Raw genomic sequence first — 21,813 nt, 5'->3', positions numbered from 1 at the left:
TTCCTTTTTTCAGAAATCATGTTGTTCGTTTAAGCCACTTTTTCATAAATCCCCTGATTCCTGACAAGGTTCCGGATTCCGGAGCTGCAGGTACAGCCAGATATCGAAGGGCAAGTTTTTGTATATCTTTAGAAGCCTTGCAATGAGGATAGGCTAATCGATAAGGCATCTGTTTCTTTACTGCTGTCACAACCTGAGCATCCTCTGAAATATACCCTAAAAGAGGGATATCTGTTTGCAAAAACCTTCTCGCCACTCCAGCTATTTTATCTGCTACACGCTCCGCCTCCCTTTCATCTTCAACCCGATTTACGATCATTCGAAAAGGAGTTGCATGCTCCTCGCCATGCATGACTTTAACTAAGGCATAGGCGTCTGTTATTGAAGTCGGTTCAGGAGTAGTTACAATCAGGCATTCATCAGCAGCGCCGATGAATCTCATATTTTCCTTGGAAAGGCCAGCCCCGGTGTCGAAAATGACGTAATCCATCTCTTGCGCAATGTCCTCCACCTCACTGGCAAAAAACTCCAGATCCCGATCAGACAAGGAGAATAATTCCTTCATTCCCGACCCCCCTGCAATATATGGCAGGCCATCAGCACCAAGTTGTATGATTTCCCTTATAGTTTTATGTCGGTATAAAAGATGATACAGATTATAGGAAGAAGAAGTTCCCATTAAAACATCGATATTTGCCATACCGATATCTGCATCAAACACCAGCACTTTTTTACCCATAGAATGAAGAGTCAGTGCAAAGTTTAGTGTGAAATTGGACTTGCCTACCCCACCTTTACCACTAGCTACCGTAATAATTTTGGAGGAACGGTTCCTAACTTTGCTCTCATCGTTCTCGAGTGGCGCGGATACCAAACTTCGGAGTGATGCTGCCTGATCCTTCATTGTGTCCCGTCTCCCAATAACGCATGGGACAACCATTCCACATCGGGCTTCAGCAGATCATCAGGAACATTCTGGCCGTTTGCCACATAAGCAAGTTTGAGCGGAAAACGATGTAGAAGGTTAAAGAGCGGACCGCAAGTTCCTGTTTCATCCATTTTGGTAAAGATCACTTTATCCAATCCATATTTACTGAAATGCTCCGTAATCTGTACCATATCCATGCTTTTCGCAGTCATGCTCATCACCAGAAAGGTTTCACTGTTCTCAACAGGAGCAAGTAAACTCTGCAGTTCGGAGACAAGCAATTCATTCCTATAGTTTCTGCCTGCCGTATCCATAAAGATCAGATCGCAGTTTTCTAGCCGTGAAATGGCACGTTGCGTATCTCCCGGCGACTGTACAACTTCAAGCGGCACATTCAGAATCGATGCATACGTTCTTAGCTGTTCAACCGCAGAGATACGGTACGTATCTGACGTAATAAAACCAACTTTACGCTGTTTCTTAAACATCTGCTCCGCAGCCAATTTGGCAATCGTTGTTGTTTTCCCTACTCCTGTAGGTCCAGCCACGTACACAATTCGAGTGCTAGGCATGATGCCCTCTTGAATACGATCTTTCAGAAAAGTCGCTATCTCCAACCGAAGCGCCTCTTCAACATCCGATTCTTGCAATTTCCCCTCAGCTAAGCCCTGCTCAATAGGTTCAAACCAGGATTCCCATACTTCTGGCCAAATTTCTTGTTCCGCAAGCCGCTCCTGGCTCTTCATTAATTTTTCAGGAATTGTTGTCGCTACTGTTCCTTGCTTGGAAAGCTTGGTCATCATCTGTTTCAAGTCCTGTAACTCGTTCAACAGCTTGTCCTGCTGCTGATCCAAACCACGATCTTGAATACTAGGCGTTGAACCCGAAAAATCCGCCCCTTGCGGTCGCGGTTTATGCTCACTGCTCAGAAAATCTGAGCCGTAATCCGTTTTTTCATCTATACCACTTGATTTGGATACAGATGGAACAGCCGCCGTTTTCTCCTGCCCTTTTTGATCCACCGCCGCTAGAGTTTCCCTCACATCGGAACCCCCTACAAACGAACGAGCGGTTTGAGCATAAGCTTCAGGTACAAACGATCGAGGCACAGGCGTAAATGAATTTTGCGCCTTCTTAACAGTAGAACCATTCGCCTGATTAGGCTGCTCTTTATCTACTGCTGCAACCACTTCGATACGTTTTTTGCGGAACATCCCCAGCACTCCGCCCACCTTGATTTCTTTGGTGGACAGAATGACGGCGTCACTTCCCAGGTCTTTGCGAATTTGAAGCATAGCTTCGGGCATGGTCTCAACAACGTATTGTTTTACTCTCATAAGTTCACCACCCCGATACTTTGAATTTCAACATTCGGCTCCAACTCGCTGTAGGAGAGCACCGGAATATCCTGCATCGTTCTTTCAATCACCTGACGCAGATACATTCGAATGGTTGGAGAAGTTAACACGATGGGCTGTTGACCCGATTGAATTAATCGATTTACTTGTTCACTTAACTTTTGGTATACACTTTGAGTAGAGACTGGATCCAGTGCAAGATAGCTACCTTGCTCTGATTGTTGCACACTTTCAGCAATTTTCTTCTCAAGCCCTGGTCCAACCGTGATCACTTGAAGGGTTTCGCCTTTTTGCGAGAATTGTTGTGTAATCTGACGAGATAACGATTGTCTAACGTACTCCGTTAACACATCTGGATCCTTCGTATAGGTTCCATAGTCTGCGAGCGTTTCAAAGATGGTAACCATATCTCGAATCGATACTTTTTCACGTAGTAGCTTGGCTAATACCTTTTGTACATCACCGATCGAAAGAACGGAAGGAATCAACTCATCCACCAGTGCAGCATAATTTTCTCTAAGGTTGTCCACAAGTGCCTTCGTCTCTTGTCTTCCAAGCAATTCGTGCGCATGTTTCTTGATGAGTTCTGTCAGATGAGTCGCAACGACAGAAGGCGGGTCGACTACCGTATATCCAGCGAGCTCTGCCCGATCTTTAGTCACTTCATCAATCCATAGCGCAGGCAAACCAAAAGCCGGCTCTGTTGTTTCGATTCCTGTTACGGATTCTTCATCATATCCAGGACTCATCGCAAGATAATGGTTCAGAAGCAGTTCTCCGCCACCAACCGCATTACCCTTAATTTTGATTACATACTCATTGGGTCTTAGTTGAATATTGTCTCGAATACGGATGACTGGGACCACCAAACCGAGTTCAAGAGCACATTGTCTTCGAATCATAATAATCCGATCCAGCAAGTCTCCACCTTGTTGATTGTCGGCCAGAGGAATCAAACCGTAACCAAACTCGAATTCGATCGGGTCAACCTGAAGCAAGTTAATAACACTTTCAGGACTTCTGACTTCTTCAATCTGTTGCTCTTCTTCCAATTGCTCCTCTGCTTCCTGTTTCAAATTCAGATTATTCTGCATCCGCCAGGCGGCAAAAGCAAGAACACCTGCGAGTGGCAACGTTGTAATTACATGAATTGGCGTAAAGAATCCCAGCATCGCGATGACAAAAGCTACGATATAGATGAGTATCGGATATGTAAACAACTGGCCAGTAATGTCATCTGCCAAGTTTCCTTCCGATGAAGCTCTGGTAACAATCAATCCCGCTGCAGTTGAAATAAGAAGTGCTGGAATCTGGCTAACCAATCCGTCCCCTATAGTCAGCACCGAGTACGTAGAAAGTGAAGTTGCAAAATCATAACCATGCACCGTCATACCGATAATAAATCCACCGATCAGGTTAATCAGGAGAATGATAATACTTGCAATGGCATCCCCTTTTACGAATTTACTGGCGCCATCCATAGCCCCATAAAAGTCGGCTTCACGTTCGATTTTGGAACGGCGCTCACGCGCCTGCTGTTCATTAATTAAACCAGCATTCAAGTCCGCATCAATACTCATTTGTTTACCAGGCATGGCATCGAGGGTGAACCTTGCTGCCACTTCAGCTACACGTTCGGAACCTTTGGTAATAACGATAAACTGTACGACCACCAGGATCAAAAACACGATAAATCCAATGGCTATCTGCCCGCCAGCTATCCAGCTACCAAAGGTAGCCACAACAGCTCCCGCATCCCCCTTACCAAGGATCAGCTTCGTAGTTGAGATGTTGAGTGCCAGTCGGAACAACGTAGTAATGAGCAATAAAGCTGGAAATATGGAAAACTGTAATGCTTCTTTGCTGTTCATGGCAACAAGCAAGATCATCAAAGCAATAGAGATGTTGATAACGAGCAACATATCGAGCAGCCAGATGGGGATCGGGAGAATCATCATCAACACAATGCCGATAATACCCGCAAGGATAGCTAAATCTTTTGTTTTCAATGAATGTACGGCCTCCGATCCCTGTTATTTCGTTCTGCCCTTAAGTTTATATACATAAGCCAGCACTTCGGCTACAGCTTGAAACAAATCGGCCGGTATAGCGTCACCAATCTCAGCTCTCTGGAACAATGCCCGTGCCAGTGGTTTGTTTTCCATCGTAATCACACCATGCTCTTTGGCAATTTCTTTAATGCGCAGAGCGACATAATCCTGCCCTTTAGCAATAATTTGCGGAGCCTCCATCTCAGACCCCTCATACTTCAGCGCTACTGCAAAGTGTGTCGGGTTCGTAATGATTACATCTGCGTTCGGTACTTCCTGCATCATACGCTGCATAGCCATACGACGCTGACGCTCCCGGATTTTGCCCTTAATCAGCGGATCGCCTTCCATTTTCTTATACTCGTCTTTGATATCTTGCTTTGACATGCGTATATTCTTTTCATAATCGTACTTCTGGTACATGTAGTCGAATACGGCAAGTACCAAGAGTGCAACTGCAATCTTGACACCAAGATTCAAAGTAATTGAAGCAGCAAACTGTAAAATCGCATCCATTGAAAAATGTGATAATGAAGCAATATCAGACTGGTAACTAATAATTGTGCTGTACACAAGGTAGCCGATAATAGACATTTTCAAAATGGACTTTGCAAATTCAACTAACGAGCGAAGTGAAAAAATATTTTTAAAACCTTTGATTGGATTTAATTTCTCGAGCTTTGGCTTTAACCCCTCACCTATAAGAAGAAAACCCACCTGCATGTAGTTAACGATTAACGCAATTAGTGCCGCGCCAAGCAAAACGGGAGCCAGCAACAACATCACTTCAATCCCGTAACGCATCATTAATGCCATCACGTTGTCTTCTGTAACATTCATGCTGAGTCGGTTAATAAAAATATCCGTAAACAGCTTTACCATGCGCTCTTTATAGAACGAGCTGAACATCATCATGGTCAGAAATGTAAACAGGAGAATCGAGGCACCGGATAATTCCATGCTTTTTACAACTTGGCCCTTTTTCCGTGTATCCTGCCGCTTTTTAGGGGTGGCTTTCTCTGTCTTCTCTCCAGAAAACAACTGGAGGTCAAGTTGAAGTTTCATCTGAATCCTGTCCTCCGTTTCACTCATCCCGGCCTTTGTCCGATCGTTCCAAGCAGTTTTTCCATAGTTCGGAACATGACCTCGAACAATTGACCAAACACAAAGGCGAAGCTGGGAACCAGCAGGAGCAAAATAGCAATTCCAACGAGTACCTTGAGCGGCATACCTACAGCAAATACATTAAACTGCGGAGCCGTTTTGGCTAAAAAGCCTAACCCTACATCCGTCAGAAACAGAGCGACCACAATCGGAGCAGCCATCTGGAAAGCAAGCATGAAAGCTTCTCCTAACGTACGTACGAGAAATTCCGCAACGCTGCCATCAGCCATCTTCAAAAAGAATATATTGGATAGTGGTATCCACCGATAACTGTATACGATGCCATCCAGCAGATAATGATGTCCATTCATAGTTAAAAATAGAAGTACAGCAAAAGCATATTTAAAGTTACCTGTAAGTGGTGCAGATGCACCTGTCATCGGGTCATACACATTAGCTATACCGAAGCCTATCTGGATATCAATAAACGCCCCTGCAGTCTGTACAGCAGTCATCAAGAGATAAGCCACAAATCCCAAAAGTAAGCCGATGAGAACTTCTCTGATGATCAGCAGGATGTAACTCAAGTCCGTTGGAACAGTCTGATGAATGCCAAAGGCCATATATACTGTCAACGTAACAAAAGCAGAGATCCCTATTTTAAACGATGTAGGTACATTTCGAGCTGAAAAGACCGGTGCAGTTACAAAAAATGAGGCTATTCGACAAAACATAAGCAGAGCAACAGGGAAACTTTGCAGCAATGTCTCCATCGGCTAAAGCCTACCCTATGTATCTGTACAAATTATCGAGTATGTTAAACGTAAAATCGATTAATATATTCAAGATCCAGGGCCCAAATAAAAGTACCGCCAGCAGTACTGCGACAATTTTAGGTACAAAAGCGAGCGTCTGCTCTTGAATCTGAGTCGTTGCTTGGAAAATACTAATCATAAGTCCTACAACCAGAGCTAGTATGAGCATAGGTGCACTGGCCAGCAATGACGTGTATACTGCTTTTCCGGCCAGACCGATAATAAACTCCGAAGTCATGACCGTCCTCCTTTAACTCTCCGGTTCAAGTATTAAAACTCAGCAACAGTGACTTGACTACCAGATACCACCCGTCCACCAGAACAAAGAGCAGTATTTTAAAAGGTAATGAGATCATGACCGGTGGGAGCATCATCATACCCATGGCCATGAGCGTACTCGCCACAACGATGTCGATCACCAGGAAAGGAATAAATATCATGAATCCCATCTGGAAAGCTGTTTTGAGCTCACTGATTGCGTATGCCGGTACCATTACCGTGATTGGAATATCCTGATACGATTTAGGCTGTTCCGCCTGATTGTATTTCATGAACAGCAAGATATCCTTCTCACGCGTATGAGTAAACATAAATTTCTTAATCGGATCTGCTGCCTTTTCCAGCGCCTCCGTTTGGGTCAAATCTCCTTTAAGATAGGGCTGTAATGCAACCTGATTAATAGAAGACAACGTAGGAGACATGATGAAAAGTGTAAGAAAAAGGGCCAGACCGACCAATACCTGATTCGGAGGCATCTGCTGGGTTCCGAGTGAAGTTCGGACAAACCCAAGCACGATCACAATCCGAGTAAAACTGGTCATCAGTACCAGCAATGCCGGGGCTATGCTAAGCACCGTAATTAATAGAATAATAGATAATGAACTAGTACTTGGCGTGTTGCCATCACCATTCCCAATCTGTATATCAATATTAGGAATCGGCTCGGCAAAAGCCACCGTAACGGATGCCAGGCTGATAAGTCCTACGAAACAACACGCTAACCAAATCTTTTTATTCATGAATCCCTCGACCGATCTGTAGTATTGTCTTGATCCAGGAGCTTCTCCATCTTCTCTTTACGGTTTGGCATCTGCCGAAGTTTGGATTCAAACATCTCATGAAAAGAAGCAGTGTCCTCAATTTCCATTTCCCGAGGCGGATCTTCTTTACGAAGACGTTTAGCGAGCTTGGCTATGATGGGTGGGAGGCTTCCTTGCTGTGAAACAGCATCCCGTTCAAAGGAATCCACAATTCTCTGTGCTTCTTCCAAATCCGAAACCTTATCCAGCAGCTGTATATTCTCGCCAACACCAATCAAATAAACGTTGCCGCCAATCTCTAAAATTTGCAGTGACTTGTTTTGTCCTAGTCCGACCCCGCCCAAAATGCGAATAGTTCCACTTCGAAACCATTGCTGATTTCGTTTGTTCAAGAATCGGATCAGGTAGACAATAAGAACCAGGATGACGGCCAGGACAACAATCACCCATACTAGCTGTAGATAATAATTGATTCCTGCGCCAGCTGGTTCTGGAGTACTCCCCTGAGCCATCAACATGCTTCTTAAGCTCCCAGTGTTTTGCTGATTGCTTCGATAACCCGATCAGATTGGAAAGGTTTAACGATAAAATCTTTGGCTCCAGCTTGAATGGCATCAATAACCATCGCTTGTTGGCCCATTGCAGAACACATAATTACTTTCGCATTTGCATCAATTTTTTTAATTTCTTTCAGAGCAGCAATACCATCCATCTCAGGCATTGTAATGTCCATTGTAATCAGATCCGGACGAAGTTCCTTGAACTTCTCAACGGCTTGTGCACCATCTGGTGCTTCTCCTACGACTTCGTACCCATTTTTGGACAAAATGTCCCGGATCATCATTCTCATAAATGCAGCGTCGTCTACGACTAAAATTCGGTTTGCCATGTTGGTTCAAATCCTCCCTGAATTGTGCTTATTGTAATTTCTGAATACGGTCCCATTGGCTTAGAATATCTATAACACGAACACCGAAGTTTTCGTCAATGACGACAACTTCTCCCTTGGCGATCAGTTTGTTATTGACCAAAATATCGACAGGTTCACCAGCCAACTTATCCAGTTCGACAATCGAACCTTGTGATAATTCCAATATATCTTTAATTTGCTTTTGGGTCCTTCCTAATTCTACGGTGACTTTAAGGGGAATGTCCATCAATAAATTCAAATTGTTCTCATCTACATTAGCAAAAGCTCCATTTTGCAGATTGGCGAATTGAACAGGCTGTACATTTACATTCCTATTTGGTGCAGCACCATAGTGTTGAGGCTCACCATAAGCTGGCTGTGGTGGCATATGATATGGTTGCTGCGGTGGCATACCGTATGGTTGCTGTGGAGGCATACCTTGAGGCATTCCCATCGGAGCTTGCCCATATCCACTATAGTCCTGAGCAGGCTGCTGTGGAACATGTGGAGGCATCTGTTGCTGAACCGGCGGCTGTTCCATAACTGGTGGCGGCGTTGGTGGTGCCACTGGCGCCGGAGCAGGCTCGGGTGTTGAAGCAACAGGAGCACTGGAGGTCGACTCTTGAGCACCTCCAATTAACATATCCACCATGTTTTTCGCAAAATGTACAGGAAGCAACTGCATCAAATTGGAGTCAATCAGATCCCCTACTAACAGACGGAACGAAACTTGAATGAGTGTTTCATCTGGTGGTAGATTGGTCACACCCTCGCCGCTTTCCAAGTTGAGAATATCAATCCCTGGAGGAGAAATATTAACAAACCGGTTGAAGATGGTCGACATAGATGTGGCAGAAGACCCCATCATTTGGTTCATCGCTTCCTGTACCGCACTAATGTGAATTTCGTTCAACTCTTCGTCGGCCGGATTTCCTTCACCGCCCAGCATTAAATCAGCGATAATTTGCGCATCTCTCTTTTTGATAACCAGTGAGTTAATACCCTCGAATCCATCCACATAGTTCACATGAACAGCAACATGTGGTTTAGGGAACGCTTCTTCGAACTGTGTTCGGCTAATAATTGATACTTTAGGTGTTGTAATATCCACTTTAAGGCCTAAAAGTGTGGACAACGCAGTCGCAGCACTGCCAAAAGTGATGTTACCAATCTCCCCCAAGGCATCCTGTTCCAGCTCCGTCAGAAAATCGTCAACCGTTTTCTCAGCGGGTTCAGAACTCGAGATAGATTCCGATTGCCGAAGCAAAGCGTCGATCTCTTCCTGGGATAAATAATCCTTACTCGTCAAATTCTTCAACTCCTTCGGTGACAATTTGATCTATTTGTACAGCCACACGGTCCTTAATCGTTCCCGGACTGCCAATATACTTCAGTCTGTCACCAACTTTAATGGAAAGTCCCTCTTCCACCGGTTTATTCAGCGTAATGACATCTCCAACCGATAATCCTAAAAATTCGGCTATTGAAATTCTGGATTCACCAAGTTCGGCTACAACAGGTAATTTGGCTTTGTTTACACGTGCTCTCAGTGCTTCGTATTCTTCCGGAGCTCTCGTTTTCTTCTCTGAAACAAACCACTGATGTGTTGATAACCGGGACATAATAGGCTCAAGAACGACATGCGGTATACACAAATTGATCATGCCTGTGGTATCGCCGATTTTGGTACTTAGCGAGATCAAGGCAATGGTCTCATTGGGAGATACAATCTGCATAAACTGAGGATTCGTCTCCAGCGCTTCCATTCTAGGCGAGATATCCAGTACCGTCTTCCAGGCTTCCTGCAAACTTTCGAAGGCTCGGCTGAATATCCGTTCCATTATTGTCGTTTCAATTTCAGTCATGCTTGCAATTTTGGTCGGAGCACTGCCTGTACCTCCAAGCAGACGATCCAGCATCGCATATCCCACGTTCGGGTGAACCTCCATGACCATTCGTCCCTGTAATGGTTCTGCTTCGAAAATGTTCAAAATCGTCATCTTGGGAATAGAACGGATAAACTCGTCATAAGGCAACTGTTCTACCTGCACAACATTGATCTGAACGAACGTCCGCAGCTGGGCCGAAAAATAAGTGGTGAGAAAACGAGCAAAGTTTTCGTGAATACGCGTCAGGCTCCGAATGTGATCCTTGGAGAAACGCACTGCCCGTTTAAAATCGTAAGACCTGATTTTCTTCTGAGTTTCTTCCTTTTTCAATTCCTCGGCGTCCATTTCGCCTGAAGAAAGGGCTGCTAATAGGGCGTCAATCTCGTTTTGTGATAATACATCCACCATGTTCTCACCCCCTTACAGGTCTACAGCTTGTTCTATTCATTACATTGGTGCTATAACAATGTCTGAAACACTTGTGCTTTTCAAGTTAGGCTCAGGCAATGCCTCATTAATTAGCCCCGTTAGTTTCTCATTGAATTGTTTCATACCTTTTGCCGAACTCAGTTCCTCTGCCTTGGTGTCTGCAAGTGCCTCAATAATAATGGGCTTAACCGTAATACTTTTAATTTTCTCAAAGTCTTCTTTGGCTTTCTTATCCGATAACTTGAAAGAAAAACTAACCATAATAATACGATCTGCATCAGCCAAATTGGTCTTAATCTGTCCAAGCTCGGATGAAACCTCTACAATTTCATCTGCTGTCAGCTTTTTTTCTTCAGCAGCTGCCGCTGTATGTGTATTGTCGTTCTTGTTTTGACTTTGCATAAATACAAAAACTACGACCACAATGAGTGTGATTGCAAGCAACGTTGTTGCAATCCAGGGCATCATCTTTTTCATCAGGACTCCTCCGTTTGCTGCACTTTAATCGTGGCTGCCTGAACTCCAATTTCACGGTTGTATTCTTTGATTTTGGAAATCACTTCATCGGCCTTTTCAAGCACGATTAATCTTTTTCCCGTTACCAGAGTAATATACGTGTCCGGCGTCTCTTCCACGATTTCGACCATCAGCGCATTTAACCACATGGGAGAACCATTTAACCGCGTAACTGAAATCATGTCAAGCCCCCTCAATCATAGTGGAGGAGCAAGCTCCCCCACCATTTCAAAATCACTAATCAGTTATTATCGTTTCAGGTTAACGACCTCTTGAAGCACCTCGTCTGATGTTGTAACGATCCGGGAGTTCGCTTGGAAACCACGCTGTGCGACGATCATCTCTGTGAATTCACCAGTCAGATCGACATTCGACATTTCAAGCTGACCGGCAATGATCGCCCCTGTACCATCTTCTGCACTATTTGCTGTTACCGGGTCAAGCGCACCTTCCGGATTGGCATTCGCCGTCATGCGATACAAGTTGCCGCCAATTTTCTCAAGACCTGCAGGATTAACAACCTTACCAATTCCCAGTTGCGCACCCGCCTGAGTCGTTCCATCAGCCATCGTCTGATTGATAAAACCATCCTGACCGATTGTGAATGAAACCACATCATCCTCAAGAGTAATGTTGGCGCCGCCATTATCCAATACAAATAATCCATCAGAGGTTACCAGGTTACGAGCAGCATCAACATGGAAATCACCCGCACGAGTCAAGTAAGGTACCTCTTGCGCATCACTTAAACGTACCAGAAAAAATCCATCTCCATTGATTCGAAGGTCAGTTGGATTATTCGTAGTCATTGGACTTCCTGCCAAGTGCAAAGTGTCAATCGATCCTACCGAAACACCAAGACCAATTTGTTTTGCATTGACACCGCCATTAGCATCACCTGGCGCTGTCACACCTGCTGTTGTTTGGCTCATAATATCTTTGAACATCACTCGGCTTCCTTTAAATCCAACCGTGTTTACGTTCGCGATATTGTTACCAATGACATCGAGTTTGGTTTGAAAACCCCTCATCCCGGAAACGCCTGAGTACATCGATTTCAACATTTTACAAAATCCTCCCAGCCTTAAATTGGTTGCCGCATCAGTCGGTCAGCGGCATTCCGGCTCCCGAGAAGGGCCAGCCGGCTATGAAATAATGACAGCACTATCGATTTGAGTAAATACATTATCTTTCATACTTGCACTGTCCATTGCCGTAACGACAGTACGATTTTTGACATTAACGATAAAGGCCATATCCTGCATCAAAATGAGTGATTCTTTTGCCCCCTTGGCAGCAGCCTTGTCTAGTGCAGAACCAATTTGTTTCATTTGTTCGGTTTTCAACTCGATACCACGTTGTTCTAATCGTTTAGCTGCATGGTTGCTGAGTTTTAAAAGGTTATCTTCCAGCACTTGAGCAAAAGGTTTAGAGGGTGTTCCAGATGTGTCTCCCGTTTGGGGTTTGCGAAGCATATTTGGAGTAACAGGACCCGTATATAACTGTCCAACGGTTATACGGTCACTCATATGCTCTGCTCTCGATCTTCAGGTTCACTCGTCCCGGCATTCACATCAGACGGGTTACTACCTTTAGTATCTGTAACATCACTTTGAACGTTCTGGACAGCTGGATTCGTTTCCTCAGCTTGCTTGGCACGATTCACCTGAATGATTTCATCCAGTTTAATTTCGTCGTTGCCTACCTTCGCATACTGAACGCCGTCTCGCACAATGATTGAATCTACAATTCCCTGACGAAGCGTACCATTGTCTGTTTTATCAGAAGAAAGCCAGCTGATCTCCATGCCGATCATACCCGATACCGCCCCAAGAGACTGATTTAACGTTTTAAGCTGTGTAGAGATGTTGACGAGTTGCTCCACCGAGCTGAATTGTGCCATTTGAGCGATAAACTCTTTATCTTCCATCGGCTGCATCGGGTCCTGATTCTGCAACTGCGTAATCAAAATTTTGAGAAATTGATCCTTACCAAGTTCTTTCGTTGCAGCACTTGTTGTGGCTCTATTCGCAGCCGCGTAATTAGGCCACGTATTATTAGTAGAAACAATTTCATTTGCCATATATTCACCTCATCCCTGTTTAAGCCTCTGCAGTAAACGAATCTCTCTGGATTTCGTTGCCTTCCACTTGCTCACTACGCCAGTTGCGTAACTCTTCCTGCAACCCCGCGGCCGTTACAGCTTCATCGGTATGCTCCCCACGCTCACGGGAACGTCTTTGTTGCTGAGATTGATTTCCTTGTTGACGTCCGCCATCCTGATACATTTCAGATCCGAGCGAACTGTTCTGAGTGACCTCGAGCCGTTCCACCTGAATGCCCTGGGACTGTAACGAGGAACGTAACTGCATCATCTGTTGTTCAAGCATGTCTTTGGCCATGACATGTTCAGTCATGAACCTGGCAACCAATTGTCCGTTTTGCAACGTAATCTGTACATCCAATTTCCCCAAATGCTCCGGACGGAGTGAGATTGTGGCTTCAGAAAATCCTTTTTGGTTCACGATATCCAGCTTGTTCACCACAAATTGCGTCATTTCTTTAGCAAAATTCGTTGCTTGCATGACAGGCTCAGCAGGTTTGCTCACGACTGTACCTGAGCTTCGCAAGGACAACTCTCCAGCTGTTACAATGTTTGAATGATGGATTACAGGTTGCGCATCGGCAACGGGTGTTGAGTCATTTTTAACCGTTACTGTTGTCGCTTTAGTTTCTGTTTGAACTGTTGCAGATACAGTGGTCTGAGGTGTCATCCCATCTGTTTTGGATACTGCAGTCGGAGCAACGTTAGGTGATTGAACAGGTGCATCCTTTATTGCCGAGAGTGTATTCAGTATCGATTTGAGTTCAGACCAACCCTTTTTCCCATCCGTTTCGACTCCAGCTTCCTTCAACTGACTTTGCAACTGCTGAAGTAAGTGTTGGAATTCGGGAGCACTCTTGACTACATTAGGACCTGGTTTAAGAACTTCCGTTGACAATTGTGTTAGCACATCCTGTAATACAAAACGGACTGCGGCTGGATGCTGAGACAGTTCAACAGCAGATGCAGACGTAGGAGCTTGATCTAAATTAGAACCAACCTCGCTTAACGAAGCTTGCTGATTTCCGTCGGAATCTCTACTTAATAATGCGTACAATTGCTGGATCAACGATTGAAGACCTGCAAGCAAGGCCGGATCATTTTCCAAAGCTTTGTCTAACGTATCCAGATCACCAAATAATTTTTCAAGCTTCCCCATTAAGTCTGAAGAATCTGCATCAACAAATAGTGAACTTAACGCGTCTGTTGCGGATGTGTTCTTTTCTTCATTTTCTGAGGCAAAAGTGAACATCAGGGGAGCAGACGTATTTGTTGTTACTGCACCATTCGTTCCATCAGTACCCTCACCAGTTCCGCTTCCCCCAGCCAATGACTGTGCCAGCGTCTGCAAGAACTCAGCTCCAGTTCCTGTAACCGAACCTTTAGACTGCGCTGTTGATGACTGTGTTGAACCAGCAGCTTTGGAAGAAGCCCCAGCGTTCATTTGATATACGAGTGACATTTTTTCACCTCCCCTCCATGCATTAAGAATAGAGTTGCTACTTGTTGCCCATTAGCCGATTCAACACTTTGGCTGTCTCAACCGAATCTTCTTTTGACATGTTCTCAAGTAGCTGAGATCGTGTTGCATCATTAACTGAATTGAGTATGGTCAGTGTTTTATCCGGACTAATTTTATAGGTTTCGAGCAATAGTTTTGCTCCGCTTGAGGCAGACATCGAAGCAAAGGTCTGGCTTAATTGATTTTTATCCAAATTTTTACTATTAGTCGTTGTTGTCGTGGACGTTGCTGCTGTCTCCTTTTTCAATCGGGACTGCAGGGCATCCAAAGCAAGATCGCCTGAAGGCTTCGCATCCTTCATCAGCATGGTCACATCCGCTGCAGTCTTCGGATCCATCTTTTCCAGCACCTTCGTCCGGGCTGTCGACTGCATCGCGCTCAACATAAGCACCATTTCTTCATTCGTCATATTTTGCAAAATCGGCGCGGCTTTACTTGGGCTCATATCAGCGTACATTTTAGCCAGACTTTTAATCTGCTTCTGATAATCACTTTCGGTTTCCGGTTCAGAAGCTTTAGCTGTTTCAGTAGCCTTATTCGCATCATCCAATTTTTTTTGCAAATCAGCTGTTTTCTGCGTCTCCGCAGTAGCCGCGTCTTTGGCTGCTTTCAGCTCTGCTTCTTTCGCAGTGACCTGAGATTTTAGCTTTTCAATCGTTGCTTCCGCGCTTTCAACCTGCTTTTCGCTCTTTTCCAACTTCTCCTTCTCAGGATCAAGCACCGGATCAGGCACCCAATTCTTGACTACAGGAATCTTTTTGGCAAGTTCGAGCGCGTTATTCCGAATATCAACATTAAATAGAGTAAGCAGTACACCTAAGAGCACAACCGTGAATACAATCGGGATCGAAATCATGAGAAACTTTTCCCATCCACTCCCGGACTCTTTTTCGATATCAGTGTCTTCTACAGCCACCGTTCATTCCTCCTTCACGAGACAACTTCGCATCCGGCTCACATCAGTTCGCACGGGCTTTGGCGGCGAAGCGTACAGTAGCCATCTCGTCCAGATCGTTCTGTTCCCGGAGGAGCATCTCTTGCTGAAATCTGCCTTTAGCCTTATCTCTCGCTCCAAGCCACACTTTTTCGTCAATTACTTTACCATTCAGAAAGCTCTGATTCCGTTGCACATTGACCTGAGCATGCTCGACATCACTGTTCTTACGCGATATACATTCGTCAAGGTGGTATGCATATCGCTGCATTTCCTGCAAACTGGATACGGAAGCACAATTTTCAGTTGCCGCTTGAATAATGTTCATCAAATTATTTCGATCATTAATCAATTGCAACAAATGCTCTTCTTCCGTCTGAAGTTTACCGATCGCTGTGGATAACATCCATTCCGCCTGTGTCTTCTCATTGCTTTTCAGGTCAACAACCTTCTGGAAATGATATCGAAATTTCATCGTTCACCCTTCATCTCCTTGCGAATTCAAGAATCAAACGCTCCTGCACTTCACTTAACGTTACCTTTTCATCAACTTTTTGCTTCGTAAAATCCCAGATATGATCAATCTGATCCATTGCTTCATCTATAGCTGCATTTGATCCCCGTTGATAAGCCCCGATGTTGATTAAATCCTCGGACTCCTTATACACAGCCATCAGACGTTTCATATTGTTAACCGCATCAATCTGCTCTTCAGGAGCGATGTCCTTCATGACACGGCTGATACTTGCAAGCACATCAATTGCTGGAAAATGACCTTTATTCGCTATCGCACGGTTCAACACGATGTGACCATCCAATATCCCCCGGACTGCGTCTGCAATCGGTTCATTCATGTCATCCCCATCGACGAGAACAGTATAGAAGGCAGTTATCGAGCCTGTGGGACCTGTTCCTGCACGTTCCAACAGTTTCGGCAGACTTGCAAAAACGGAAGGTGTATAACCTCTCATCGCCGGCGGTTCTCCTACCGCCAAACCGACTTCCCTTTGCGCCATGGCGTAACGGGTCACCGAATCCATCATTAACATCACGTTCATGCCCCGATCTCTGAAATACTCTGCAATCGTTGTTGCTATGACAGCCCCCTTGATTCGTATCAGAGCCGGTTGATCTGATGTTGCCACGATGACGACAGAACGTTCCAGACCTTCTGGACCAAGATCCCGTTCGATAAAATCACGAACCTCCCGTCCACGCTCACCCACCAATGCAATCACGTTCACATCCGCAGCGGTATTCCTGGCGATCATGCCCATCAATGTACTTTTTCCGACACCTGAACCAGCAAATATGCCCACACGCTGTCCTTTGCCTACAGTGAGCAAGCCATCAATTGCCCTCACGCCTACACTCATCGTTTCAAGCACACGCGGTCTATCCATAGGGTTAACAGGGGTATTGGAAGTAGAGTACATCGGCATTCGGGATGGCAACAATGAACCGTCAAGCGGCTGTCCCAGTCCATCCAGCACTTTGCCAAGCAATTCAGAGCCTACTTGTACTCCTAAAGGTTTACCGGTTCCGACCACGTCGCAGCCCGGACCAATCGATTGAAGTTCTCCAAGCGGCATTAGCAACACCTTGTTATCCCTAAACCCCACAACTTCAGCCTGTAACGGCTTAGCAGATTTGCCAGGATAGATGTAACATACGTCGCCAATGCTGGCATCCGGTCCTTCTGATTCCACCATAAGTCCAATAACCTGAGTTACTTTTCCATTTATACGCACAGGATCAAACTGTCGCAGATGCTCCATATAACGCTGTGAACTAAGAACCTTCATGTTGATTTCTTCGCTCCTCATCCTCAAGTGCTATGCGGATCAGTTCTTTTTTGATCTCGGCCAGCTGTGTATCAATTCTTGCATCAACACTTCCAAATGAAGAACGGATAACACAGCCCTTATCTTTAACCGTAGCATCCGGCAAAATCTGTAACTCTGCCTGCGAATCAATGGAAAGAGCCAGTTCCTCCCTTGAAGCTTGTACAAAAGAAAACTGCTCAGGCGCCACACAGAGCGCGATCTGTCCTTGCTCCCTTTTCCTGGACAAACTCTGACGTATCAGCTCAATCGTTTGTTCAGGTTCTACCGTAAGCTGCTTATCTATCACTTTCTCCGCAATGCCACATGCAAGTTCAACAAGGAACGGCTCGGCTTCCTGAATAATCTGTTCTTTGGCAACATACGCTTCCTGAAGCACCCCTTGTGCTTCTTTCATCATCTCTTCGATCTTCACCTGGAGATCCAGTTCAGCTTGTGCTCGTCCCTCTTCAAACCCTTGCTGAAAACCTTGAGCGCGGAGAGCTTCAGTCAGATGTTCATCCTGCTCTCGTTGCTCCTGCCACCAGCGTTCAATCTGTTCCTGGGCTTCCTGAAGCATTCGCTCCGCCTCTTCCGAAGCATCGCGCACCTGCTTTTCCGCAAACTCCTTGGCATCTTCCAGCATCTGAGCAGTAAGACGTTCCGTCTCTTCATCGACTCGTGCCTGAAGCACTTCTGATTCAGAAACTGCTACGCCGTCCTCTTCCAATCCAGTCTCGTCTTCACCACCATAATGGTGGTGATTTTCGAGCCTTTTATGGTCTTCTACCGGTACATACTGGAAAGATTTAATCAAATTAGACAATGATATCATCTCCTCCACCACGTGCGATAATGATCTCGCCAGCTTCTTCCAGTCTGCGGATCGTACCTACGATACGTGTCTGAGCTTCCTCCACATCACGCAGCCGCACAGGGCCCATGAACTCCATCTCTTCCTTGAATGTTTCGGACATCCGTTTCGACATATTACGGAATACAGCTTCACGCACTTCTTCGCTTGCGACCTTGAGTGCAAGTTGCAGGTCGGCATTGTCGATATCCCGAATAATACGTTGAATGGAGCGATCGTCCACATTGACAATGTCTTCGAAAACAAACATCCGTTTTTTGATCTCTTCTGCAAGTTCCGGATCCTGAATCTCAAGGGAGTCCAAAATCGTACGTTCCGTCCCCCGATCGACACCATTCAAAATCTGAACGATGGATTCGATACCGCCTGCATTTGTGTAATCCTGCGTAACAGTAGAGGACAACTTTTGTTCAAGCACACGTTCCACCTGTGAAATAACTTCTGGTGAAGTGCTGTCCATCACAGCTACTCTACGAGCAACATCTGCCTGCTTCTCCTGAGGGAGCGAGGACAGAATGGCCGCCGCTTGCTCAAATTGCAGATAAGACAGTACAAGCGCAATCGTTTGCGGACTTTCGTTCTGAATAAAGTTCAGAATCTGATTCGGATCAGCTTTACGTGCAAAGTCAAATGGTCTGACTTGCAGCGTAGCTGTCAAACGATTAATAACTTCAAGCGCTTTGGAGGAGCCGAGTGCTTTCTCCAAAATTTCTTTTGCATAGGTAATCCCCCCCTGAGAGATATACTCCTGTGCCAAACAAATTTGATGGAACTCGGACATAATCATGTCCTTCTCGGATGCGTCAACCTTACGCACGTTAGCAATTTCCAACGTAAGTTGCTCAATCTCCTCATCACGGAGATGTTTAAAGATTTGAGCAGATACTTCCGGACCTAATGTAATTAACAATATTGCTGCTTTTTGTCTGCCAGTCAATCCGGCATTGCCTGCCTTCGCCAATGCGTTCACCTCTATTCGTCAGCCAGCCACGTACGCAGCAGATTGACGAATTCGTCCGGCTTTTTCTTGGCCAAACTCTCCAATTGTTTGCGCACCTGACTTTCGTTCGTCACACTGTCCAATGTTATGGACGGGAACTCTGTTGCTACTGGAAGCGGGATTTCTTCCTCTTCTTGAATCTCATTTTGTTTACGACGACGACGTACTAACAAGATCACTACCGCAGCGATCAGGACCGCAATAAGTGCTCCGCCGCCCCACATCATCGCAGGTGTCAACTGGAAGCCCGTATTGGCATCTGCAGCTGTTGCAAAGCCCTGTGACATGACTGATACTTTTTTTGTTAGGTCTGCGTCAGTTATTGTCGTGCCTGAGTCTGCCAATGACGCGCGAACGATATTAACCAGAATATTTTCGATCGCATCTTTAACAGGCTGTTGCAATTCGTTTTGCCCTGCGGGTGGTTCGACCGCCACGTTGATGGTTAAATCTTTTACAGTATATGGGCTCGAAATGATATCTTTGGCAATTCGATTCACTTCATAATTTATCGTGCTTGAGGATTCTTCCGAATTCGCATTGCTATTGGAATCAGAAGAAGGATAGCCTGGAACGTCCTGTTGGCCGGTTCCTGCTACACCACCTGTCGGAGTTCCCCCACCAGTGTAGCTCTTCTGAATTTGCTGTACACTGATCTCGATCCCTTTCATGTTCTCTTGATCAACAGGTGTAACGAGATTTTCCTTGCTTGTCACTTTATCAAAGTTCAGTTTGGAGGCCACCAAAACGTTGACCTTATCCTCACCTACAATTTGAGAGAGGAATTGCTTCACGTTGTTTCGCACGTCACTCTCAAACTTTTTCTGTAATGCCATGTTCTCCTGAACTTCAGATGACAAGCCACCACTGCCACCGCGAGCGGTTGGAACGAGTTCAGCCTCATCCGTGTTCGTGATGGTGATGTTCTCGATCGGCAGGTTCGGAACAGCTGTTTTAACCAAATTAAAGTAACCATCGACAGCTGCCTGATTCGGGTGATACCCCGGTTTAAATTGCAACGCTACGGAAGCCGAAGCTTTGTCCTGTTCCTCCAAACCTGCAAAGATATTATCTTTTGGCATGTTAACAAGGACTTTGGCATCCTGAATCCCCTGCATTCGCTGGAGTAGCTTTTCAACTTCTCCGTTTAATGCATTGTTGTATTTCACATCAAATTCTTTATCTGTCATGCCGATTGGTGATGATGAGCTTTCAAACGCTTTATAACCAAGGGAACCATTCTGTATGATGCCTTGGGATCCGATATTCACTTTGGTCAGCGCTACATCTGTACTGGGTACAGAAATACTTTTTCCGTCCGCGCTAAGTTTATATGGGATATTTGATGAGTTCAGATAATTGATGACACCAGCTGAATCACTTGCATTTAAATCTGTGAACGCCACTTCATATTCTGTCTTGGATAACTGCATCGTGAGAACCACTGCTGCCAAAATCAGAAATAAGAAGGTTGAAATAAATAATGTTTTCTGCTTTTTGCTAAAGCTATTCCAGTACTGTGATGCCTTGTCCCTGTACTGGGCAATTCTCTCATTCACTCTGTCACCCCATCCGAAACTTTGCTTAGTCTGTCCTGACAAAAGCTTGAGCGTTCTCCTAGCTTTGATCAGGAGCAGCATCGCAGCTGCTTGTCGTAATGATCAGCGCTACTGTTTGCGCAAATGAACTCTTATAGTTGTGTGCGCATAACCTCTTGATATGCCTCAACCACTTTATTACGTACCTGAGTGGTAAGTTGCAGACTAAGCAGGGCTTGTTCCGAAGCAATCAACACCTGATCTACATTCGCTTTACCTACCAAAAATTGATTTGACATTTCATGAGCCTGGGTTTCCTGTGCGGCGACAGACCCCAGTGCATTTTGTAAATATGTACCGAAGCTCTGAATGCTTTCGGCTGGTGTAGAAGGTTTATTTTCAGTTGCTGCACTCTTCATCTGCAACTGCTGAACTCCCTGAGTGCTAAACATATTGTTCTGAATCATGAATGTCCCTCCCTTTTATCTCTTCTTTTAGTTTGTTGTCGAAGAATGCAACAGTTAACCTTTTCCAATTTCTAACGCTTTGGAAATCATTGCTTTGGTTGAATTCAGTGCAGTAACGTTAGCTTCATAAGAACGTGAAGCTGAGATCATATCGACCATTTCTTTTGCAATATCCACATTAGGCATGAACACATACCCTTCTGCGTTTGCATCTGGATGAGTCGGGTCATAAACCGGTTTGAATGGTGACTGATCTTCCCGAATCTCGGTTACTCTTACACCATCACCTGAACCTCCACCACGCATCTGGTTTTGTAGCATCGTGCTGAAGGATGTTTTATTCGGTTCAAGTACTACCATTTTCCGCTTATAGGGAACTGCGACCCCATTCGACATGCTCGCGCGCGTGGTTTCCGCATTTGCAATATTGGAAGAAATGACGTCCATACGCAAACGTTGAGCTGTAAGAGCCGAAGCACTGATTCCAAAACTGTTGCTAATGTTCAACGCG

Annotated in this window: 25 protein-coding genes; all 25 read right to left on the bottom strand. The window is 45.1% G+C overall.

What is annotated here, in order from left to right:
- Positions 1 to 16 precede the first annotated feature (16 nt).
- Positions 17 to 904: a MinD/ParA family protein gene (locus FS818_RS03775; RefSeq protein WP_145329781.1), complete on the bottom strand. Its 888-nt coding sequence runs from the start codon at positions 902 to 904 to the stop codon at positions 17 to 19.
- Positions 901 to 2,265, bottom strand: a complete 1,365-nt coding sequence (gene flhF / locus FS818_RS03770; protein ID WP_145329779.1) for a flagellar biosynthesis GTPase FlhF — start codon at positions 2,263 to 2,265, stop codon at positions 901 to 903. Before flhF ends, FS818_RS03775 begins: the two co-directional genes overlap by 4 nt.
- A complete protein-coding gene (gene flhA, locus FS818_RS03765) occupies positions 2,262 to 4,295 on the bottom strand; it encodes a flagellar biosynthesis protein FlhA (protein ID WP_145329777.1) in 2,034 nt (677 codons plus the stop codon). Before flhA ends, flhF begins: the two co-directional genes overlap by 4 nt.
- 24 nt (positions 4,296 to 4,319) lie before the next feature.
- Complete coding sequence (flhB, locus tag FS818_RS03760; RefSeq protein ID WP_145329775.1) at positions 4,320 to 5,429, bottom strand: flagellar biosynthesis protein FlhB; 1,110 nt, start codon at positions 5,427 to 5,429, stop codon at positions 4,320 to 4,322.
- Positions 5,426 to 6,214 carry a flagellar biosynthetic protein FliR gene (fliR, locus tag FS818_RS03755; RefSeq protein WP_145329773.1) on the bottom strand — a complete coding sequence of 263 codons (789 nt, stop codon included), beginning with the start codon at positions 6,212 to 6,214 and terminating at the stop codon, positions 5,426 to 5,428. The genes flhB and fliR overlap by 4 nt, the downstream gene beginning before the upstream one ends.
- 10 nt (positions 6,215 to 6,224) lie before the next feature.
- A complete protein-coding gene (gene fliQ / locus FS818_RS03750; RefSeq protein ID WP_123064460.1) occupies positions 6,225 to 6,494 on the bottom strand; it encodes a flagellar biosynthesis protein FliQ in 270 nt (89 codons plus the stop codon).
- Positions 6,495 to 6,519: 25 nt separating this feature from the next.
- Entirely contained in the window at positions 6,520 to 7,275 is a 756-nt protein-coding gene (gene fliP, locus FS818_RS03745; RefSeq protein WP_145329771.1) for a flagellar type III secretion system pore protein FliP, read from the bottom strand.
- Positions 7,272 to 7,808 carry a flagellar biosynthetic protein FliO gene (locus FS818_RS03740; protein WP_145332742.1) on the bottom strand — a complete coding sequence of 179 codons (537 nt, stop codon included), beginning with the start codon at positions 7,806 to 7,808 and terminating at the stop codon, positions 7,272 to 7,274. The genes fliP and FS818_RS03740 overlap by 4 nt, the downstream gene beginning before the upstream one ends.
- A gap of 11 nt (positions 7,809 to 7,819) precedes the next feature.
- Positions 7,820 to 8,185: a response regulator gene (locus FS818_RS03735; protein WP_090923862.1), complete on the bottom strand. Its 366-nt coding sequence runs from the start codon at positions 8,183 to 8,185 to the stop codon at positions 7,820 to 7,822.
- 28 nt (positions 8,186 to 8,213) lie between these two features.
- On the bottom strand, positions 8,214 to 9,515 hold the full coding sequence (gene fliY, locus FS818_RS03730; protein WP_145329769.1) for a flagellar motor switch phosphatase FliY: 1,302 nt from the start codon (positions 9,513 to 9,515) through the stop codon (positions 8,214 to 8,216).
- Positions 9,505 to 10,503, bottom strand: a complete 999-nt coding sequence (gene fliM / locus FS818_RS03725; protein ID WP_145329767.1) for a flagellar motor switch protein FliM — start codon at positions 10,501 to 10,503, stop codon at positions 9,505 to 9,507. The genes fliY and fliM overlap by 11 nt, the downstream gene beginning before the upstream one ends.
- A 39-nt stretch (positions 10,504 to 10,542) precedes the next feature.
- Complete coding sequence (locus FS818_RS03720; RefSeq protein WP_145329765.1) at positions 10,543 to 11,001, bottom strand: flagellar basal body-associated FliL family protein; 459 nt, start codon at positions 10,999 to 11,001, stop codon at positions 10,543 to 10,545.
- Positions 11,001 to 11,222, bottom strand: a complete 222-nt coding sequence (locus tag FS818_RS03715) for a flagellar FlbD family protein (RefSeq protein WP_056700597.1) — start codon at positions 11,220 to 11,222, stop codon at positions 11,001 to 11,003. The genes FS818_RS03720 and FS818_RS03715 overlap by 1 nt, the downstream gene beginning before the upstream one ends.
- Positions 11,223 to 11,288: 66 nt before the next feature.
- Positions 11,289 to 12,104, bottom strand: coding sequence for a flagellar basal body rod protein FlgG (gene flgG / locus FS818_RS03710; RefSeq protein ID WP_145329763.1), 816 nt, complete (start codon positions 12,102 to 12,104; stop codon positions 11,289 to 11,291).
- 81 nt (positions 12,105 to 12,185) lie between these two features.
- Positions 12,186 to 12,515 (bottom strand): TIGR02530 family flagellar biosynthesis protein, encoded by a 330-nt coding sequence (locus FS818_RS03705; RefSeq protein ID WP_397351757.1) that lies wholly within the window; start codon positions 12,513 to 12,515, stop codon positions 12,186 to 12,188.
- 50 nt (positions 12,516 to 12,565) lie between these two features.
- Positions 12,566 to 13,123 carry a flagellar hook capping FlgD N-terminal domain-containing protein gene (locus FS818_RS03700; protein ID WP_145329761.1) on the bottom strand — a complete coding sequence of 186 codons (558 nt, stop codon included), beginning with the start codon at positions 13,121 to 13,123 and terminating at the stop codon, positions 12,566 to 12,568.
- 19 nt (positions 13,124 to 13,142) lie between these two features.
- Complete coding sequence (locus FS818_RS03695; protein ID WP_145329759.1) at positions 13,143 to 14,606, bottom strand: flagellar hook-length control protein FliK; 1,464 nt, start codon at positions 14,604 to 14,606, stop codon at positions 13,143 to 13,145.
- A 37-nt stretch (positions 14,607 to 14,643) separates the two neighbouring features.
- Positions 14,644 to 15,582 carry a MotE family protein gene (locus tag FS818_RS03690; protein WP_145329757.1) on the bottom strand — a complete coding sequence of 313 codons (939 nt, stop codon included), beginning with the start codon at positions 15,580 to 15,582 and terminating at the stop codon, positions 14,644 to 14,646.
- Between the two features lie 43 nt (positions 15,583 to 15,625).
- Complete coding sequence (gene fliJ, locus FS818_RS03685) at positions 15,626 to 16,075, bottom strand: flagellar export protein FliJ (RefSeq protein WP_123064449.1); 450 nt, start codon at positions 16,073 to 16,075, stop codon at positions 15,626 to 15,628.
- A 10-nt stretch (positions 16,076 to 16,085) separates the two neighbouring features.
- Positions 16,086 to 17,405, bottom strand: coding sequence for a flagellar protein export ATPase FliI (fliI, locus tag FS818_RS03680; protein WP_145329755.1), 1,320 nt, complete (start codon positions 17,403 to 17,405; stop codon positions 16,086 to 16,088).
- Positions 17,392 to 18,249, bottom strand: a complete 858-nt coding sequence (locus tag FS818_RS03675; RefSeq protein WP_145329753.1) for a FliH/SctL family protein — start codon at positions 18,247 to 18,249, stop codon at positions 17,392 to 17,394. The genes fliI and FS818_RS03675 overlap by 14 nt, the downstream gene beginning before the upstream one ends.
- On the bottom strand, positions 18,242 to 19,258 hold the full coding sequence (gene fliG, locus FS818_RS03670; RefSeq protein ID WP_090923874.1) for a flagellar motor switch protein FliG: 1,017 nt from the start codon (positions 19,256 to 19,258) through the stop codon (positions 18,242 to 18,244). The genes FS818_RS03675 and fliG overlap by 8 nt, the downstream gene beginning before the upstream one ends.
- A gap of 11 nt (positions 19,259 to 19,269) precedes the next feature.
- Positions 19,270 to 20,856, bottom strand: coding sequence for a flagellar basal-body MS-ring/collar protein FliF (gene fliF / locus FS818_RS03665; RefSeq protein ID WP_145329751.1), 1,587 nt, complete (start codon positions 20,854 to 20,856; stop codon positions 19,270 to 19,272).
- A gap of 131 nt (positions 20,857 to 20,987) precedes the next feature.
- Positions 20,988 to 21,302 (bottom strand): flagellar hook-basal body complex protein FliE, encoded by a 315-nt coding sequence (fliE, locus tag FS818_RS03660; RefSeq protein ID WP_145329749.1) that lies wholly within the window; start codon positions 21,300 to 21,302, stop codon positions 20,988 to 20,990.
- 54 nt (positions 21,303 to 21,356) lie between these two features.
- Positions 21,357 to 21,809 (bottom strand): flagellar basal body rod protein FlgC, encoded by a 453-nt coding sequence (gene flgC / locus FS818_RS03655; protein ID WP_090923876.1) that lies wholly within the window; start codon positions 21,807 to 21,809, stop codon positions 21,357 to 21,359.
- Positions 21,810 to 21,813 lie beyond the last annotated feature (4 nt).

The organism is Paenibacillus xylanexedens (genome assembly GCF_007680605.1).
GTDB classification, from domain to species: Bacteria; Bacillota; Bacilli; order Paenibacillales; family Paenibacillaceae; genus Paenibacillus; species Paenibacillus xylanexedens_B.
The sequence above is the reverse complement of the archived record's forward strand: the minus strand, read 5'-3'. Positions and strand labels throughout refer to the sequence as shown.

Coding starts and splice junctions, on each gene's coding strand:
- FS818_RS03775 (WP_145329781.1), bottom strand. CDS start 904: ATGAAGGATCAGGCAGCATCACTCCGAAGTTTGGTATCCGCGCCACTC.
- flhF (WP_145329779.1), bottom strand. CDS start 2,265: ATGAGAGTAAAACAATACGTTGTTGAGACCATGCCCGAAGCTATGCTT.
- flhB (WP_145329775.1), bottom strand. CDS start 5,429: ATGAGTGAAACGGAGGACAGGATTCAGATGAAACTTCAACTTGACCTC.
- fliR (WP_145329773.1), bottom strand. CDS start 6,214: ATGGAGACATTGCTGCAAAGTTTCCCTGTTGCTCTGCTTATGTTTTGT.
- fliQ (WP_123064460.1), bottom strand. CDS start 6,494: ATGACTTCGGAGTTTATTATCGGTCTGGCCGGAAAAGCAGTATACACG.
- fliP (WP_145329771.1), bottom strand. CDS start 7,275: ATGAATAAAAAGATTTGGTTAGCGTGTTGTTTCGTAGGACTTATCAGC.
- FS818_RS03740 (WP_145332742.1), bottom strand. CDS start 7,808: ATGGCTCAGGGGAGTACTCCAGAACCAGCTGGCGCAGGAATCAATTAT.
- FS818_RS03735 (WP_090923862.1), bottom strand. CDS start 8,185: ATGGCAAACCGAATTTTAGTCGTAGACGACGCTGCATTTATGAGAATG.
- fliM (WP_145329767.1), bottom strand. CDS start 10,503: ATGGTGGATGTATTATCACAAAACGAGATTGACGCCCTATTAGCAGCC.
- FS818_RS03720 (WP_145329765.1), bottom strand. CDS start 11,001: ATGAAAAAGATGATGCCCTGGATTGCAACAACGTTGCTTGCAATCACA.
- FS818_RS03715 (WP_056700597.1), bottom strand. CDS start 11,222: ATGATTTCAGTTACGCGGTTAAATGGTTCTCCCATGTGGTTAAATGCG.
- flgG (WP_145329763.1), bottom strand. CDS start 12,104: ATGTTGAAATCGATGTACTCAGGCGTTTCCGGGATGAGGGGTTTTCAA.
- FS818_RS03705 (WP_397351757.1), bottom strand. CDS start 12,515: ATGCTTCGCAAACCCCAAACGGGAGACACATCTGGAACACCCTCTAAA.
- FS818_RS03700 (WP_145329761.1), bottom strand. CDS start 13,123: ATGGCAAATGAAATTGTTTCTACTAATAATACGTGGCCTAATTACGCG.
- FS818_RS03695 (WP_145329759.1), bottom strand. CDS start 14,606: ATGTCACTCGTATATCAAATGAACGCTGGGGCTTCTTCCAAAGCTGCT.
- fliJ (WP_123064449.1), bottom strand. CDS start 16,075: ATGAAATTTCGATATCATTTCCAGAAGGTTGTTGACCTGAAAAGCAAT.
- fliI (WP_145329755.1), bottom strand. CDS start 17,405: ATGAAGGTTCTTAGTTCACAGCGTTATATGGAGCATCTGCGACAGTTT.
- fliE (WP_145329749.1), bottom strand. CDS start 21,302: ATGATTCAGAACAATATGTTTAGCACTCAGGGAGTTCAGCAGTTGCAG.